Origin of the sequence: Streptomyces sp. ActVer (assembly GCF_027270795.1) — a bacterium.
GTDB lineage: Bacteria > Actinomycetota > Actinomycetes > Streptomycetales > Streptomycetaceae > Streptomyces > Streptomyces umbrinus_A.
Genome location: NZ_JAPWHT010000253.1, coordinates 1 through 14,815 on the forward strand (window position 1 = coordinate 1; position 14,815 = coordinate 14,815).

Sequence of the window (14,815 nt, forward strand, 5' to 3'; positions counted from 1 at the left end):
TGGTCCACGTCGGCCCGCCGGCTTTTGTGTGTCCTCAGCCCAGCGGGCCCGGCTGGGGCTCCGGGGGTGGGGCCGGGGACGGGTCGGGGGGCTGAGGAAGGGGGGACGGGGACGGTTCCGGGACCGGATGGGGTTTGGGGGACGGGACCGGGTCCGGTTCCGGGAAGGGTTGGGGGTGGTCGGGGCCCGGGCCCGGTGTGGGGCCCGGCTTCACGGGGTCGGGGTACGGGTGCGTCATGGCGTCCTCCAGCCAGTCGGTACGTCGGCCCTGGACTTCTCCCACGCGTACCCGTGCCCCGCCCGCCCACCCACCCCGCCGCGGGCCGAACGAGGGACCAGGTGGGCCTACGCCCCGCCCCCCGCGCCGACCATGCCCGCCGCGGCCGCTCCCGCAGCCAGGCCGCGGCGCGGGCTGGACAGCACCGGTACGGCGGTCGTGGTGAGGTGCTGGGCCGGGGTCATCGATGCCTGGGCGAGGACGATCGCGTCGGCGTCCGTGACGCTGTCGGCGGCGGACGCGACTGCGCGGGCGTACGCGTCCATGTCGCCCGCCGCGAAGTGGTCCCAGGCGTCGGCCGCCAGCAAGGTGCGTACGGCGGTCGGGGATCCCGCGCGGGCGGCCTCCTCCTCGACGAGGGCCACCGTCGGGCCGAGGGTGCTCTCCACCGTGGCGAGCACGACGACGCGCGGGCCGGCCGCCACCGCGGCGGCGGCCATCGGACGGTCCACCCGGAGCACGGGTACACCGGGACGGGCGGCCTCGGCGACCGCGCCGATGGTGGAGCAGGTGCAGAGGACCGCCACCGCTCCGTCGGCGACGGCCCGGTCCAGCATCGCGCGCACCTCGTCGGCCACGGCCTCCGGTCCTTCCGCCCGGGCCCGTTCCAGGAGCTCCTCGGACACGAAGTGCCGTAGTTCCAGGGCCGGGTGGTCCTCGTCGCGGAGCGCGTCGAAGACGGGGACGTGGACGGGCGAGGTGTGCAGCAGGGCCAGGGCCTGTGTCGGAAGTGTCGTCGTTCGCCCGGAGGGCGCGGGCCGGGCGGCGTCTGGTGCGTGCTCTGGGGGTGCCCCCGGCCGGAGGCTGGGGGAGTGCCGGGCGGAAGTCCTCGTACTGGACGTACTTGGGCTTTCGCCCGGTGCGGCGAGAGTGCGTGCCAGGCGTCGCGTGGCAGGCGCCACTTCCGACGCAGGCCCTAGCGGTCCCATCAGAACCGGCCCGGGTGGGCGGCCAGCCATGCCTCCGCCGCGCTCAGCAACTCGGGGTCAGCGGCCGGGGCCTCGTCCGGGTGGCGTGCGGCCCACTTGACGACGTACGGGCAGAGCGGGGCGACCGGGACTCCCTCGCGGGCCGACATGACATACAGCTCGCGGGCGAGGGAGCCTGCGATGCCCTTGCCCTCATGGGCGGGCTCCACGATCGTGTGGACCGGGACGAGCGCGCGACCCGGGCTTTCGAGGACGAAGTACTCGATGTGGCCGACGACTTCGTCACCGGCGTACGCCTCCAGGCGGCCGGCCGCCCGGTCGTCGCGGATCGCGATCTCGCTCATGTTCTCTCCTCGCGGATGCGGATGCGGATGGCGGTCAGGCCGAGACGGCCTGCGGGCTGCGCTCCTGGTCCGAGCCCGGCACCGGTTCGGACGGATCCGCGCCGAGGGCCACGATCCGGTTCCCTGCGTCCACGTGCACGACCCGCGGCCTCAGCGACCGGGCCTCGGCGTCGGAGACCTGAGCGTAACTGATGATGATCACCAGGTCTCCGGGGTGCACGAGATGCGCCGCAGCCCCGTTGATGCCGATGACACCGGACCCGCGCTCCCCCTCGATGACGTACGTCTCCAGGCGTGCGCCGTTGTCGATGTCGACGGTGTGCACCAGCTCTCCCGGCAGCAGATCGGCGGCGTCGAGGAGATCGGCGTCGATGGTCACGGATCCGACGTAGTGCAGATCGGCCTGGGTGACCGTGGCACGGTGGATCTTGGACTTGAACATGGTGCGCAGCATGAGGCGTCGCTCCTGGGGTGAGAGGGTCGCGTCCCGGGAAGCGGGTACGCGCCGACGCCGTCAGGGTACGGCGGGCGTCGGCGCGGTGCCTATGCCACTGCCTCCTCCGCCGCAGCGATCTCCGTCACGCCGTCCTCGGTCGCGCCGATGTCGGTCGCGTCCGCCTCCGTCGTCTCGGACCGTGCCGGTTTCTCGAACTGCGTCCGGTACAGCTCCGCGTACCGCCCGTTCGCCGTGAGGAGTTGGTCGTGGGTGCCGCGTTCCACGATGCGGCCGGCCTCGACGACGAGGATCTGGTCGGCGGCCCGTACCGTCGAGAGGCGGTGGGCGATGACGAGTGCGGTGCGGCCCTGGAGGGCCTCGGCGAGTGCCTCCTGTACGGCGGCCTCGGAGGTGTTGTCCAGGTGGGCCGTCGCCTCGTCGAGGACGACCACCCGCTGGCGGGCCAGGAGGAGCCGGGCGATGGTCATCCGCTGGCGTTCGCCGCCGGAGAGGCGGTAGCCGCGCTCGCCGACGACCGTGTCGAGGCCGTCGGGCAGGGAGTTCACGAGGTCGTCGAGGCGGGCCCGGCGCAGGACGTCCCACAGTTCCTCCTCGTCGGCGTCGGGCCGGGCGAGGAGCAGGTTGGCGCGGACCGAGTCGTGGAAGAGGTGGCCGTCCTGGGTGACCATGCCGAGGGTGGCCCTCATCGACTCGGCGCTCAGGTCACGGACGTCGACGCCCCCGATGCGTACGGAGCCCTCGTCGGTGTCGTACAGCCGCGGCAGCAGTGCGGCGACCGTGGACTTGCCTGCGCCGGACGAGCCGACGAGAGCGACGGTCTGGCCGGGCTCGGCGCGGAAGGAGATGCCGTGCAGGACCTCGGCGCCGCCGCGGGTGTCGAGCGCGGCGACCTCCTCCAGGGAGGCGAGGGAGACCTTGTCGGCGGACGGGTAGGCGAAGCGGACGTCGGTGAACTCGACGGAGGCCGGGCCCTCGGGGACCGCGCGGGCGTCCGGCTTCTCGTCGATCAGCGGCTTGAGGTCGAGGACCTCGAAGACCCGCTCGAAGCTGACCAGGGCGCTCATGACCTCGACACGGGCACCGGCAAGGGAGGTCAGCGGCGCGTACAGACGGGTCAGGAGCAGGGCCAGCGAGACGACCGCGCCCGGCTCCAGGCTGCCGCGCAGGGCGTACCAGCCGCCGAGTCCGTAGACCAGGGCGAGTGCGAGGGCGGAGACGAGGGTCAGGGCCGTGATGAACGCGGTCTGCGCCATCGCCGTGCGCACCCCGATGTCCCGCACCCGCCGGGCGCGCACCGCGAACTCCGCGGACTCCTGGCCCGGCCGGCCGAAGAGCTTGATCAGGGTGGCGCCGGGCGCCGAGAAGCGCTCGGTCATCCGGGTGCCCATGGACGCGTTGAGGTCGGCCGCCTCGCGCTGGAGTTTCGCCATCCGGCTGCCCATCCGGCGGGCGGGCACCACGAACACCGGGAGGAGTACGAGCGCGAGCAGGGTGATCTGCCAGGACAGGGTGAGCATCACGGCGAGGGTGAGCAGCAGGGTGACGAGATTGCTCACCACTCCGGAGAGGGTGTTGCTGAACGCCCGCTGGGCGCCGATCACGTCGTTGTTGAGTCGACTGACGAGCGCGCCCGTACGAGTGCGTGTGAAGAACGCGACCGGCATGCGCTGTACATGAACGAAGACCGCAGTCCGCAGATCCAGGATGAGTCCTTCGCCGAGGTTCGCCGAGAGCCAGCGGCCCACCAGTCCGATCGCCGCCTCCGCGAACGCGATCAGTGCGATGAGCAGGGCGAGTCGTACGACCGTGCTCTCGTCGCCGCCGGACACGATCGCGTCCACGACGCGTCCGGCGAGGACCGGGGTGGCCACGGCGAGCAGCGCCGTCACCACACTGAGCACCACGAACTGCGCGATTCGGCGGCGGTGCGGGCGGGCGAATCCGGCGATGCGACGCAGGGTCGCTCGGGCGAAGGGGCGGCGTTCCTGCTCGGCGTTCATGACGCTGTGGAGCTGCGTCCAGGCTGTGGTCTCCATACTCATGAGACCGACCGTAGAACCTCAAGCATTCTTGAGGTCAAGGGGTGATCGATGACATTGACTGAGCCCACTCCCCTCACCGGGGCAGTGGATCCCACCGAGACAGCCGCGCTCACCGGCACCAAGTCCCTCACCGGGCCCGGCGACTCGCTGTCGTGCCCGGCGTGTCAGCCGCTGTCCCCGTGCCCGCAACCCCACGTTGGTGCGGTGTGGAAACCCTCTCCCGATGTGACGGTCGAACGCTTTCCCCAGGGCTTCGCCAGACGCCTTCCGGTCCGGCAGATCCTGTGCCTCCTCCCGCTCGCCCTCGTGGCCGTGGTCGCGGTGCAGCACCGGTCCGTGCTCGCGGAGGGCTTCGGCCACCTGGCGTCGGCGAAGTGGCCGTGGCTGCTGGCCGCGGTCGCCGCGACCTGTCTGACCTGGGTGGCGGCCGCCGTCACCCGGCAGGGCGCACTCGTCGAACGGCTGCCCAAACGGCGGTTGCTGGCCACGCAGTTCGCGGCGGGCGCCGCCAACCATCTGCTGCCGACAGGGCTCGGCGCGAGTGCCGTGAATCTGCGGTTCATGACGGTGTGCGGGGTGCCGCTGGCCCGTTCGTCGGCCGCGCTCGCGCTCTATCTGCTGGCGGAGTCCATCGCCCGGGTCGGGCTGCTGCTGGCCCTGTTGATCGCCTTCCCGGACGCCCTGCGGGTCGGCGCGCTCCTGCCCGACGGCGCGGTCGGCCCGCTGCTGCTCGTCGTCGGAGCGGTGGTGTGCGTGGCAGTGACGGTGCTTCTGCTCGTACGACGGGTGCGTACCGTCGTGTTCACCTTCCTGCGGACCGCGCTGGGCGAGGCCCGGTCCGTGCACACGCGGCCGGCCCGCGCGCTCGCGCTGTGGGGCGGCTCGCTCTCCTTCCCGATGTTCCAGGCGGCCGGACTGGCCGCGGTGGGGCAGGCGCTCGGGCTGCCGGTGCCGCCGCTGCACATGGCGCTCGCGTATCTGGCGGCCACGGTGGCCGTCGCCCTGGTGCCGACGCCGGGCGGGATCGGCTCGGTGGAGGCCGCGCTGATCCTGGCGCTGGTGGCGGCGGGCGGTCCGGTGGCGGTGGCGACGGCGGTGGTGCTCGCCTACCGCATCATCACGGTGTGGCTGCCGCTGCTGCCGGGGGCGCTGACGCTCGGCGCGCTCGTGCGGCTGAAGATGATCTGAGCTCGTCGGCCGCCGGGCCCTCCCGAAAGCACTCTTCTCGTTCCGCCCGGAAGTTGACGGGGACGGCCGGCGAAGACGGCTGACGGGGACGGCTTGCGCGGACGGCCTGAACTCGTCGGTGTGACTGGGGAGTAACCTGCTGGCGTCGCCACACCAGGTCGCCACACGAAGGGGTCCGAGCGATGCCGGTCCGGATCGAGCGCCAGGAACACGTCACCACCGTCGTCCTCTCCCGCCCCGAGGTCCGCAACGCGGTGGACGGTTCCACGGCGGCCGACCTCGCCGACGCGTTCCGCGCGTTCGAGAGCGACGAGACGGCCCGGGCGGCGGTGCTGTGGGGTGAGGGCGGCACCTTCTGCGCGGGCGCGGACCTCAAGGCGCTCGGCACGGAACGCGGCAACCACGTGACGGAGGACGGCGACGGCCCGATGGGCCCCACGCGGATGCGGCTGTCGAAGCCGGTGATCGCCGCGGTCGCGGGCCACGCCGTGGCGGGTGGTCTGGAGCTGGCCCTCTGGTGCGATCTGCGGGTGGCCGAGGAGGACGCGGTCTTCGGGGTCTTCTGCCGCCGCTGGGGCGTGCCTCTCATCGACGGCGGCACGGTTCGGCTCCCCCGTCTCATCGGCACCAGCCGCGCGATGGACATGATCCTGACCGGCCGCCCGGTGGCGGCGCCCGAGGCGTACGAGATGGGCCTCGCGAACCGGGTCGTCCCGCCGGGCCGGGCCCGTGCGGAGGCGGAGGCGCTTGCCGCGTCGATCGCCCGCTTCCCGCAGGCCTGTCTCCGCGGCGACCGCGCTTCCGTCCTCGACCAGGAGGGGCTGAACGAGCGCGCCGCCATGCGGGGTGAATTCCGTCACGGGACAGGTGTGTTGGAGGAGAGCCTTGAGGGGGCGGCGCGGTTCTCGGCGGGTGCGGGGCGGCACGGTTCGTTCGGCGAGAACTGAGCGTTCCCGACGACGTATCCAGGCCAAGTTGGGCGGGCTCCTCAAGGGGGCCGGGGGATCGCCGCCGGGCCGGAAGTCGAGGGTTCCTCGGCGCTCGTCCGAGGCTGGGAAGACGCCAACATGCCTACGGGCATGGCGAGTTGGCGGCGTTGCTGGTGGGAGATGGCCTGACCCGAGCGGTCCTGGCACGGAACACCTCTGCGCATGTAGCAAGATGAGCGAACCCGCCGGTCAACGACTTGACGTTCCCGGCGGGGTCGTACATCCAGGAATCGAGCAGCAGGTGGCAACAAGGTGACGACACATCACATACCGGGCGCGAGTGCCCTTCGCGGCACGACGGGAGGCAGTTGGTGAACCGGGACCTCACTGTGCACGACTGGATCGTCGCGGGTGTCTGGCTGGCCGTCGGGCTCGCGGCGGGCGTGCTGCTGCGCCTCCTCCTGCGCTGGCTGGGCAAGCACGCGACCCGCACGAGCTGGAGCGGCGACGACGTCCTCGTCGACGCGCTGCGCGCGCTGATACCGGTCGCGGCCCTCACGGGCGGCATCGCCGCCGCCGCGGCGGCGCTGCCGCTGACCGGCAAGGTCAACCACACCGTCAACCAGATCCTGACGGTCCTGATCATCCTCGCCGCCACCATCACGGCGGCACGCGTGGTCGCCGGCCTGGTGCGGGCCGTCACCCAGTCCCGTTCCGGGGTCGCGGGTTCGGCCTCGATCTTCGTCAACATCACCCGGGTCGTCGTGCTGGCCATGGGCTGCCTGGTCGTCCTGCAGACCCTGGGCATCTCCATCGCCCCGCTGCTCACGGCCCTCGGCGTCGGCGGTCTCGCGGTCGCCCTGGCCCTCCAGGACACCCTCGCCAACCTCTTCGCGGGCATCCACATCCTCGCCTCGAAGACGATCCAGCCCGGCGACTACATCCGTCTCACCAGCGGGGAGGAGGGGTACGTCGTCGACATCAACTGGCGCAACACCGTCGTACGCAACCTCTCCAACAACCTCGTCATCATCCCGAACGCCCAGCTCTCCAGCACCAACATGACCAACTTCAGCCGTCCGGAACAGGAGATGACCCTCACCGTGCAGGTCGGCGTCGGCTACGACAGCGACCTGGACCACGTCGAGCGCGTCACCTCCGAGGTTGTCACCGAGGTCATGACGGAGATCGAGGGCGCGGTTCCCGAGCACGAACCCGCCATCCGCTTCCACACGTTCGGGGACTCGCGGATCAGCTTCACCGTCATCCTCGGTGTCGGGGAGTTCAGCGACCAGTACCGGATCAAGCACGAGTTCGTGAAGCGGCTGCACAAGCGGTACCACGTGGAGGGCATCCGCATCCCCTCTCCCGCGCGCACCGTCGCCCTCCAGCAGAACGGCGTGGCGATTCCGCCTCAGCGCGACGGATCCCTGTCGATCCCGTAGAACATCGGGGTGGGGCGGTCCGCGAAGGCCGCCCCCATCGGGCCGGTGCGGGTGAGCGGGGAGACGTGAGCGTATGACGGTGATCGGGGTCGACATCGGTACGTCCAGCAGCAAGGGCGTGCTGGTGGACGGGGACGGAACCGTCCTCGCGACGGCTGTCCGCCCGCACTCGGTCGACCGTCCGCACCCGGGACACGTCGAGATGGACGCACGGGTGTGGTGGGTCGAGTTCGCCTCCATCACCAGGGAGTTGCTGACGTCCGCACCGGACGGCACCTCCGTCACCGCGGTCGGCGTCAGCGGCATGGGCCCGTGCGTCGCTCTGGCCGACGAGACGGACACGCCGCTGCGCCCGGCGGTGCTGTACGGCGTCGACACCCGGGCCACCGAGCAGATCACCCGCCTGGACGACGAGTTGGGCCGCGACGCCGTGCTGCGGCGCTGCGGGTCGCTGCTCTCCACCCAGGCCGTCGGCCCCAAGATCGCCTGGCTGGCGGAGCACGAGCCCTACGTGGTCGCCCGGGCCCGGCGGCTCTACATGCCCAGCTCGTACCTGGTGGTCCGGCTCACCGGGACCTATGTGCTCGACCACCACTCGGCGAGCCAGGCCGTTCCGCTGTACGACTCCGTGGCCCAGGAGTGGTACGAGCCGTGGACCCGGCACATCGCGCCCTGGCTCGAACTCCCCGCCTGCTCTGGCCCGGGGACATCGCCGGACAGGTCACGGCCGAGGCCGCCGACGCCACCGGTCTGCCCGCCGGGATCCCGGTCGTCGCCGGCACCATCGACGCCTGGTCGGAGGCGCTGAGCGTGGGGGCACAGCACACCGGTGACCTGATGCTCATGTACGGCAGCACCATGTTCCTGATCAACACCCTGTCCGAGCGTCTGCTGGTGCCCCAACTGTGGAGCACCATCGGGGCGTTGCCGGGAACGCGCAGTCTCGCGGGCGGCATGGCCACCTCCGGCGTGATCACCGACTGGCTGCGGGAGCTGTTCGGCACGCCCGAGCACACCGATCTGCTCGCCGGGGCGGAGGTGTCAGGGCCCGGTGCGCGCGGGCTGCTGATGCTGCCGTACTTCGCGGGCGAGCGGACGCCGGTGGCCGATCCGCACGCCCGCGGGGTGATCGCCGGGCTGACCGTGGAGCACACCCGCGGCGACCTCTACCGTGCCGCCCTGGAGGCGACGGCCTTCGGCGTACGGCACAACGTCGAGGCGATGCGCGCCGCCGGTGCGGACATCCGCCGTGTCGTCGCCGTGGGCGGCGGCACCCGGGGCGGCCTGTGGACCCGGATCGTCTCGGCCGTGACGGGCCTGGAGCAGGAGATCAGGACCGTCACCCTCGGGGCGAGCTACGGCGCGGCGTTCCTCGCGGCGAGCGCGGTCGGCGGCCCACTCATCGACGAGTGGAACCCGGTGCGCGAACGCGTCGTCCCGGACCCTCAACTGCGCTCCGGCTACGACGAGTTGTACGAGCTGTACCTCCGGCTCTACCCGGCGACGCGGGACATCGCCCATGAACTGGCCGCGCGGCAACGGGGCTAGGCCGAGGCTGCCTGCCCCGGCCCCACCCACAGAACCACCGGCGGCTCAGTTGCTCATGACTCCTCCTGGAGCACCTTCACGTCCCACGCCCCGAGCGGGACCGCCTCGCCCGGCGCGTACGACGTCCCCGCGAGCGCGTCGCGTACCCGTGTCGGCAGTTCGACCTTCACCGGCTCCCACGACCAGTTGTGCAGGAACCGGACCCGGCGCCCGTCGCGCGCGGTCGCCCTCGTCGACGTGACGCTCGGGTGGGACGGACTCGCGGGGCCCGCCGGGGCGGCCCACCGGAGGAGGGCCCTGGCGAACTCCGGGTCGGGCACGGTGCCGACGTAGGTGACACGTCCGGCGCCATGTGCGTGGGTCGTGGCCGCGGGCCAGCGGCCGAAGTGCGGGTGGTCGTACGTGGCCAGGGTGTCCGCTCCCCCGGGCCGCAGGCCGTCCACCCAGTGGAGGGCACGCGCCTCCCCGGACAGCGGAAGGGAATCCGTGCCGTGGACGCCGAGTCCGGTGTCCAGATTGCTGAACTCGTCGTACGTGACTCCGGCGGCCTCGGCCAGCCGGGCGGGCTGTTCCTCCGTACGGGCCCGCGCCTCGTGGTCCGCGTACGCCGTGCGCGGGCCCAGGACCAGATGGCCGCCGGTCTCGGCGTAGGCGAGGAGGCGGTCGAGGGTGGCGTCGTCGGCCGCGTAGAAGGCTGGGACCACGAGTACCGGCGGCAGGTCGGTGTCGTCCAACTGGCACGGGTGTACGAGCCTGCTCTGCAGCCCCGCGTCGAAGGCGCCGCGGTAGAAGGCGTCGAAGACGGTCTGGTACGAGCGCCGGTCGGGCCCTCCGTCGGGCGTGGCGAGCGCGGGCTGTGCCTGGAGTGCCCACTTGCTGGGGTTGGAGTAGAGGAACGCGATGTCGGCGTCCGGGGTGAGGGAGGACACGAGGTCGCCCGCGGTCTCCAACTCGGCGCCCAGCGCGGCCAGTTCGCGGTACACGCGGCCGGGTAGCCCGTTGTGCGGCAGCACTCCGCCCCAGTAGGTCTCGGTGCCGAAGTGCAGGGTGTGCCAGTGCCAGTACTCGATCATCGAGGCGCCCCGCGATATCAGTGCCCAGGCGGCCTGGCGCCACTGCCCGTCGTATGCGGGGCGGTTGTTCCAGGGGAAGCCGATGGCCTGCGCGTCGGTCTCGGTCACCAGGAAGGGTTCCTGGCGGGACGCGTACATGCGGTCGGCGCTCTGGTACAGCGCCCAGGTGCCGTTGGTGGTCCAGCCCTGGTCCTGGCGGTTCCGGTCCGGCAGCGCGAGGGCGTCCTGCATCGTGTAGTAGGGGTTGCCGGCCGTGACGTCGAGCTTCCTGGTCAGTTCGTCGTCCTCGACCGTGGGCCGGTCGTAGGAGATGCATGTCGTGACGAACTGGTCCGGCCGGGCGTACTCGCGCACGATGTCCGCCTGCCAGGCGATGAACTCGGTGGTGAGCCTCGCCTGGAAGCGGCGCCACGCGAGGTCGTACTGCGGCTGGGCGTTGCCGTCGGGGGTCCACAGATCGGCCCAGGTGGACAGCCGGTGGGACCAGTAGACCAGTCCCCACTCACGGTTGAGGGTCTCCACGTCGCCGTAGATCTCGCGCAGATGGTCGGTGAAGCGCTGGAACACACCGTGGTTGTGGAAGAGTTCGAGGCCGGGTTCGTTGTCGACCTGGAAGCCGATCACCGCCGGGTGCGCGGCATACCGGCCGACGACCTTGCGGATGATCCGCTCGGCGTGGAAGCGGAACGCCGGGTGCGTGTAGTCGACTTCCTGGCGGGCGCCCCAGGGAACGCGCTCGCCGGTGCGCCGCTCCCCCGCGATCTCCGGGTACTGCCGGGCCAGCCACGGCGGCACGGCGTATGTGGGCGTCCCGAGAATGACGCTGATCCCCCGCTCGCCCGCCCCGTCCAGAACCGGCTGGAGCCAGTCGAGGTCGAAGCGGCCGCTCGTAGGCTCCCAGGTCGACCAGACGGACTCGCCGACCCTGATCACCGTGAAGCGGGCTTCCGCCATCAGGTCTAGGTCGTCCTTGAGCCGCTCGTTCGGCTGGTACTCGTGGTAGTAGGCGGCGCCGAACAGAACCCGGCCGGGCAGCTCGAACATGCTTCTCCTTTACGGGATGTGAGAGTGCGTCAGCCTTTGACGGCACCCGTGGAAAGACCTTCGAGGAGCTGTTTGCGCAGCAGCACGAAGAGGGCGACGGCGGGCAGGACGGCCAGCACGGCACCGGCCATCACCAGGTCGTACTGCCGTTGCTCCGAGACGAAGAGGGTCTGCAGGCCCAGCGGCAGCGTGTACTGCGAGCTGTCGGAGACCAGGACCAGCGGCCACAGGAAGCTGTTGTAGCTCTGCAGGAAGGTCCATACGGCGAGTGCGCCGAGCGAGGGCCGCAGCAGGGGCAGCACGATCCGCCGGAAGATGCCGAACTCGCTCGCGCCGTCGATACGGGCGGCCTCCAGGACCGAGTCCGGGACGGACTGCACGATGTACTGCTGCATCATGAAGATCCCGAACGCGGGCGCCACCCACGGCACGATCAGCGCGAACCACGGGCTGCCGAGCCCGGTCTTGACCAGGATCACGAACAGCGGCACGAGGATCACCGCGAACGGGATGGACAGCGAGCTGAACATCACGCCGAAGAGCAGCCTCTTGCCCGCGAACCGGAACTTGGCGAAGCCGTAGCCGGCCAGGGCGCAGACGAAGACCGACACGACGGTGGCGACGACGGCGACCACCGTGCTCATCACGAACCAGCGCGCGAAGGGCTGGTCCTCGATGAGCGCGCGGTAGTTGTGCAGGGTGAAGGGGTCCGGAACCAGCTTCGGCGGGTACGCGAAGATGTCGCCGCGCGGCTTGAACGACCCGCTCAGCGCCCACAGCAGCGGCGCCAGAAAGGCAAGCAGCAGCAGGACCAGCGTCAGGTAGAGCAGGCCGCGCCGGGTCCTGGCGCCCGCGGAGGAATGTACGGCTGCATACGTGGAGGTGCGTATGCCCGAAGTGGTCGCGCTCATGAGGTCGCCCTCCCGATGCCGAGCAGACGGTTGAAGAGCTGGCTGAGCCCGAAGACGAGGACGAACAGCACGACGGCCGCGGCGGCCGCGTACCCGAACTGCTGGCGCTGGAAGGCCGCCCGGTAGATGAACATCGTCACCGACAGGGTGCTTTCGGCCGGTCCGCCGCCGGTCAGCAGATACGGCTCCTCGAAGATCTGCGCGGCGCCGATGAAGGAGGTGACGACCACGAAGGCGGTCACCGGTTTCAGCGCCGGGAGCGTGACGGTGGTGAAGGTGCGGATGCGTCCGGCACCGTCGAGGGCGGCCGCCTCGTACAACTCTTTCGGTACGGCCTGGAGTCCGGCGAGGAAGAACACAGTGAGGTAGCCGGTCCAGCGCCACAGCATCACGAGCCCGATGCTCACCTTGGCCAGGTCCGGATCGCCGAGCCAGTCGACCCCTCCGGTGCCGAACAGGGCCCGCAGGACGGAGTTCAGCAGCCCGAACTGCCGGTCGAAGATCAGCCCGAAGATGAGCGCCACGATGATCGGCGAGACGACGATCGGCACGAAGTAGGCGGTGCGCCACAGGTCACGTACGCGCAGGCCACGGGTGTTGAGGGCCTGTGCGATCAGCAGGGCGAGCGGTACGACGACGAAGACCGCGATCATCACGAAGACGCCCGTGTTGCCGAGGGCCCGGTGAAAGCTGACGTCGGTCGCGAGAAGACGGTAGTTGCGCAGCCCCACCCAGTGCGGAGTACCGAGACCCACCCACTCGGTGAGACTCAGCCAGAGCGACACCAGGACGGGCACCAGCATGAAGAGCACGTAGAGGACGTAGAAGGGGGCGATGAAGAGGTAGGGGGCCCGGGACTGCTTGAGACGGGGAGCGGTCCGGCGCGCACCCGTGCGTTCGCGAGCACTGCCGGCCGGATCGGCGATGGCGATGGTCATGGACAACTCTCCTGGCCGTACTGCTGAATTCCGGATGCATGAGGCGCGCCCCTTCTTCCAGGGGCGCGGGACGGTGTCGATATGCGGCTCCGCCGCGTGGGCGCGACCAGCCACAACAAACCCGCAGCCAACCGTCGGCAGGGCCTCAACGCCCCGCCTGGTCTCGGAACTCCTCTGCGGTCCGCCGCAACGCCTGCCGGGGACTGACGTCCCCGCGATACGCCCGCAACAGATTCCCGGCGAGCACGTCGAAGAGAATCGACTGGTCGGGACTCGTGTGCTGCGGAGGCACATCGGGAAGCAGGTCCCGGTAGAGACCGAACAACCGCTGACCACCGCAGAAGCCGTCCTTGAGACCTCTGAGGTGCGGGTCCTCGAACACGGAGCGCCGCGTGGGCAGATAGCCCGTCTCGATGAACCGCCGGACCTGACCTTCATGTGTGAGCCAGGTGTTGAGGAGGAAGTCCGTGGCGGCCCGCGTGTTGGCCTTGTTCTTGATGACCCCGAAGCCGGTGCCACCGAGGGCCGCCGTCGTCCCGCCGCCCTCCGCGAACCGCGGCATCGCGCGAACCCGCCACTTCCCCTTCTGCTCGGGCACGTTGGGCACGAGACCGTAGCTCTTGTACCAGATGGCCATGGGCAGGCCGATGACCCTGCCCTGTTTCAGGGCGGTCTGCATCGCGGCGCCGTAGTAGTCGGAGATGTCGATGACGAAGCCGCTGCGCAGCCCCTTGCAGAGGAAGCCCAGTACCTCCTCTGCCTCGGCCGAGTCGAGCACCAGTTGCTGGTCGGCGTCGAAGAAGGCACCGCCGCGCTGGTAGAGCAGCATCTGGAAGGACTGCACGATCTGTGCCGTGTCGCTGCCGTTGGTGCTGACGACACAGAGCGAGGCGTTGTGGTCCTTGTGCACGCGGGCGCCGAGTTCGGCGAACTCCTCCCAGGTCGGGATGTCCTTCGCCAGCCCGTACTTCGTGAACAGGTCGTCGCGGTAGTAGTAGACGACCATGGGGGTGTCCGAGTCGAGGGCGTAGACCCGGCCGTCCTTGCTGTAGGGGGCGGTTCGGGCCGGCAGCAGGTCGTTCTTCAGGCCTGGCACGGCGGCGATGTCGGGGGTGAAGTCGTGCAGCAGCCGCTCGGAGATGTCGCCGCGCAGCATGCGCGGGAAGCTGCCGATCTCGAAGCCCGCCATGTCGGGTGTGCCGCGTCCGGCGACGGCCTGGGCGAGCAGCTTGGTGACGATGTCGGCGGGTCCGGCACGGGTGACCGTCAGGTGGTAGCGGAAGTCGGCGAGCCGGTCGGCCTCCGGGATGCCCTTGCGGAAGAAGGCCTCGTATCCCGGGTCATGGGTCCACAGGGCGAGGTTCACGTCTCCCGAGGTGCGGGCGGTGGTGCTGTCACGGCCGCAGGCGGCGAGCGCGGCGGCCGTACCTAGGCCGAGGGCGCCACGCAGCAGGGTGCGGCGCGGCAGGGGCGGTGGGGTGTACACACGTGACTCCTCACGTGGCGGCTACGGGGTGCGCGTGCGACGGACGTCCCGGTCCGGGCGCGCGGGCAGGGCGGATCCGGCCGACGGCGAGGTCGGCCGTCCCGCCGACGGTTCGGCGGTTCAGGGGTTCGGCGGTTCGGCGGTACGGCGGGTCAGGGGGGTGGGGGTCGATCAGAGGGCAGGCGGTGCGGTGGAGGCACGTAC

Annotated in this window: 12 protein-coding genes and 1 pseudogene; 4 read left to right on the forward strand and 9 right to left on the reverse strand. The window is 70.8% G+C overall.

The window, feature by feature from the left end; all coding sequences use genetic code 11:
• Nucleotides 1-345: 345 nt before the first annotated feature.
• From O3Q52_RS32830 to O3Q52_RS32845, 4 genes are all read right to left on the reverse strand, one after another.
• Complete coding sequence (locus tag O3Q52_RS32830; protein WP_269652326.1) at nt 346-993, reverse strand: aspartate/glutamate racemase family protein; 648 nt, start codon at nt 991-993, stop codon at nt 346-348.
• 212 nt (nt 994-1,205) lie between these two features.
• Nucleotides 1,206-1,646, reverse strand: a complete 441-nt coding sequence (locus O3Q52_RS32835; protein WP_332112970.1) for a GNAT family N-acetyltransferase — start codon at nt 1,644-1,646, stop codon at nt 1,206-1,208.
• Nucleotides 1,585-2,004 carry an aspartate 1-decarboxylase gene (panD, locus tag O3Q52_RS32840; RefSeq protein WP_269652317.1) on the reverse strand — a complete coding sequence of 140 codons (420 nt, stop codon included), beginning with the start codon at nt 2,002-2,004 and terminating at the stop codon, nt 1,585-1,587. The genes O3Q52_RS32835 and panD overlap by 62 nt, the downstream gene beginning before the upstream one ends.
• Before the next feature lie 89 nt (nt 2,005-2,093).
• Nucleotides 2,094-4,043, reverse strand: a complete 1,950-nt coding sequence (locus tag O3Q52_RS32845; RefSeq protein ID WP_269652327.1) for an ABC transporter ATP-binding protein — start codon at nt 4,041-4,043, stop codon at nt 2,094-2,096.
• Between the two features lie 54 nt (nt 4,044-4,097).
• On the opposite strand from O3Q52_RS32845, the gene O3Q52_RS32850 reads away from it, so the two are divergent.
• The 4 genes and pseudogenes from O3Q52_RS32850 to O3Q52_RS32865 all read left to right on the forward strand — a co-directional run bounded on the left by O3Q52_RS32850 (nt 4,098) and on the right by O3Q52_RS32865 (nt 9,159).
• Nucleotides 4,098-5,237 carry a lysylphosphatidylglycerol synthase transmembrane domain-containing protein gene (locus O3Q52_RS32850; RefSeq protein ID WP_269652318.1) on the forward strand — a complete coding sequence of 380 codons (1,140 nt, stop codon included), beginning with the start codon at nt 4,098-4,100 and terminating at the stop codon, nt 5,235-5,237.
• 182 nt (nt 5,238-5,419) lie between these two features.
• Nucleotides 5,420-6,184 carry a crotonase/enoyl-CoA hydratase family protein gene (locus O3Q52_RS32855; protein ID WP_269652319.1) on the forward strand — a complete coding sequence of 255 codons (765 nt, stop codon included), beginning with the start codon at nt 5,420-5,422 and terminating at the stop codon, nt 6,182-6,184.
• Nucleotides 6,185-6,537: 353 nt separating this feature from the next.
• On the forward strand, nt 6,538-7,611 hold the full coding sequence (locus tag O3Q52_RS32860; RefSeq protein WP_269652320.1) for a mechanosensitive ion channel family protein: 1,074 nt from the start codon (nt 6,538-6,540) through the stop codon (nt 7,609-7,611).
• Nucleotides 7,612-7,684: 73 nt separating this feature from the next.
• A pseudogene (locus O3Q52_RS32865) lies at nt 7,685-9,159 on the forward strand (FGGY-family carbohydrate kinase).
• A gap of 53 nt (nt 9,160-9,212) precedes the next feature.
• Here the strand turns inward: O3Q52_RS32865 and O3Q52_RS32870 are convergent.
• The 5 genes from O3Q52_RS32870 to O3Q52_RS32890 form a co-directional block, all read right to left on the reverse strand.
• Nucleotides 9,213-11,276, reverse strand: coding sequence for a beta-galactosidase (locus O3Q52_RS32870; protein WP_269652321.1), 2,064 nt, complete (start codon nt 11,274-11,276; stop codon nt 9,213-9,215).
• Between the two features lie 29 nt (nt 11,277-11,305).
• A complete protein-coding gene (locus O3Q52_RS32875) occupies nt 11,306-12,187 on the reverse strand; it encodes a carbohydrate ABC transporter permease (RefSeq protein ID WP_269652322.1) in 882 nt (293 codons plus the stop codon).
• On the reverse strand, nt 12,184-13,125 hold the full coding sequence (locus O3Q52_RS32880; RefSeq protein WP_269652323.1) for a carbohydrate ABC transporter permease: 942 nt from the start codon (nt 13,123-13,125) through the stop codon (nt 12,184-12,186). Before O3Q52_RS32880 ends, O3Q52_RS32875 begins: the two co-directional genes overlap by 4 nt.
• 145 nt (nt 13,126-13,270) lie before the next feature.
• Nucleotides 13,271-14,611 (reverse strand): ABC transporter substrate-binding protein, encoded by a 1,341-nt coding sequence (locus tag O3Q52_RS32885; RefSeq protein WP_269652324.1) that lies wholly within the window; start codon nt 14,609-14,611, stop codon nt 13,271-13,273.
• A gap of 10 nt (nt 14,612-14,621) precedes the next feature.
• Nucleotides 14,622-14,815 (reverse strand): hypothetical protein (locus O3Q52_RS32890; RefSeq protein WP_269652325.1); only part of this gene is annotated, 194 nt, incomplete at its 5' end.

Coding starts and splice junctions, on each gene's coding strand:
- O3Q52_RS32855 (WP_269652319.1), top strand. CDS start 5,420: ATGCCGGTCCGGATCGAGCGCCAGGAACACGTCACCACCGTCGTCCTC.
- O3Q52_RS32870 (WP_269652321.1), bottom strand. CDS start 11,276: ATGTTCGAGCTGCCCGGCCGGGTTCTGTTCGGCGCCGCCTACTACCAC.
- panD (WP_269652317.1), bottom strand. CDS start 2,004: ATGCTGCGCACCATGTTCAAGTCCAAGATCCACCGTGCCACGGTCACC.
- O3Q52_RS32875 (WP_269652322.1), bottom strand. CDS start 12,187: ATGAGCGCGACCACTTCGGGCATACGCACCTCCACGTATGCAGCCGTA.
- O3Q52_RS32845 (WP_269652327.1), bottom strand. CDS start 4,043: ATGGAGACCACAGCCTGGACGCAGCTCCACAGCGTCATGAACGCCGAG.
- O3Q52_RS32850 (WP_269652318.1), top strand. CDS start 4,098: ATGACATTGACTGAGCCCACTCCCCTCACCGGGGCAGTGGATCCCACC.
- O3Q52_RS32880 (WP_269652323.1), bottom strand. CDS start 13,125: ATGACCATCGCCATCGCCGATCCGGCCGGCAGTGCTCGCGAACGCACG.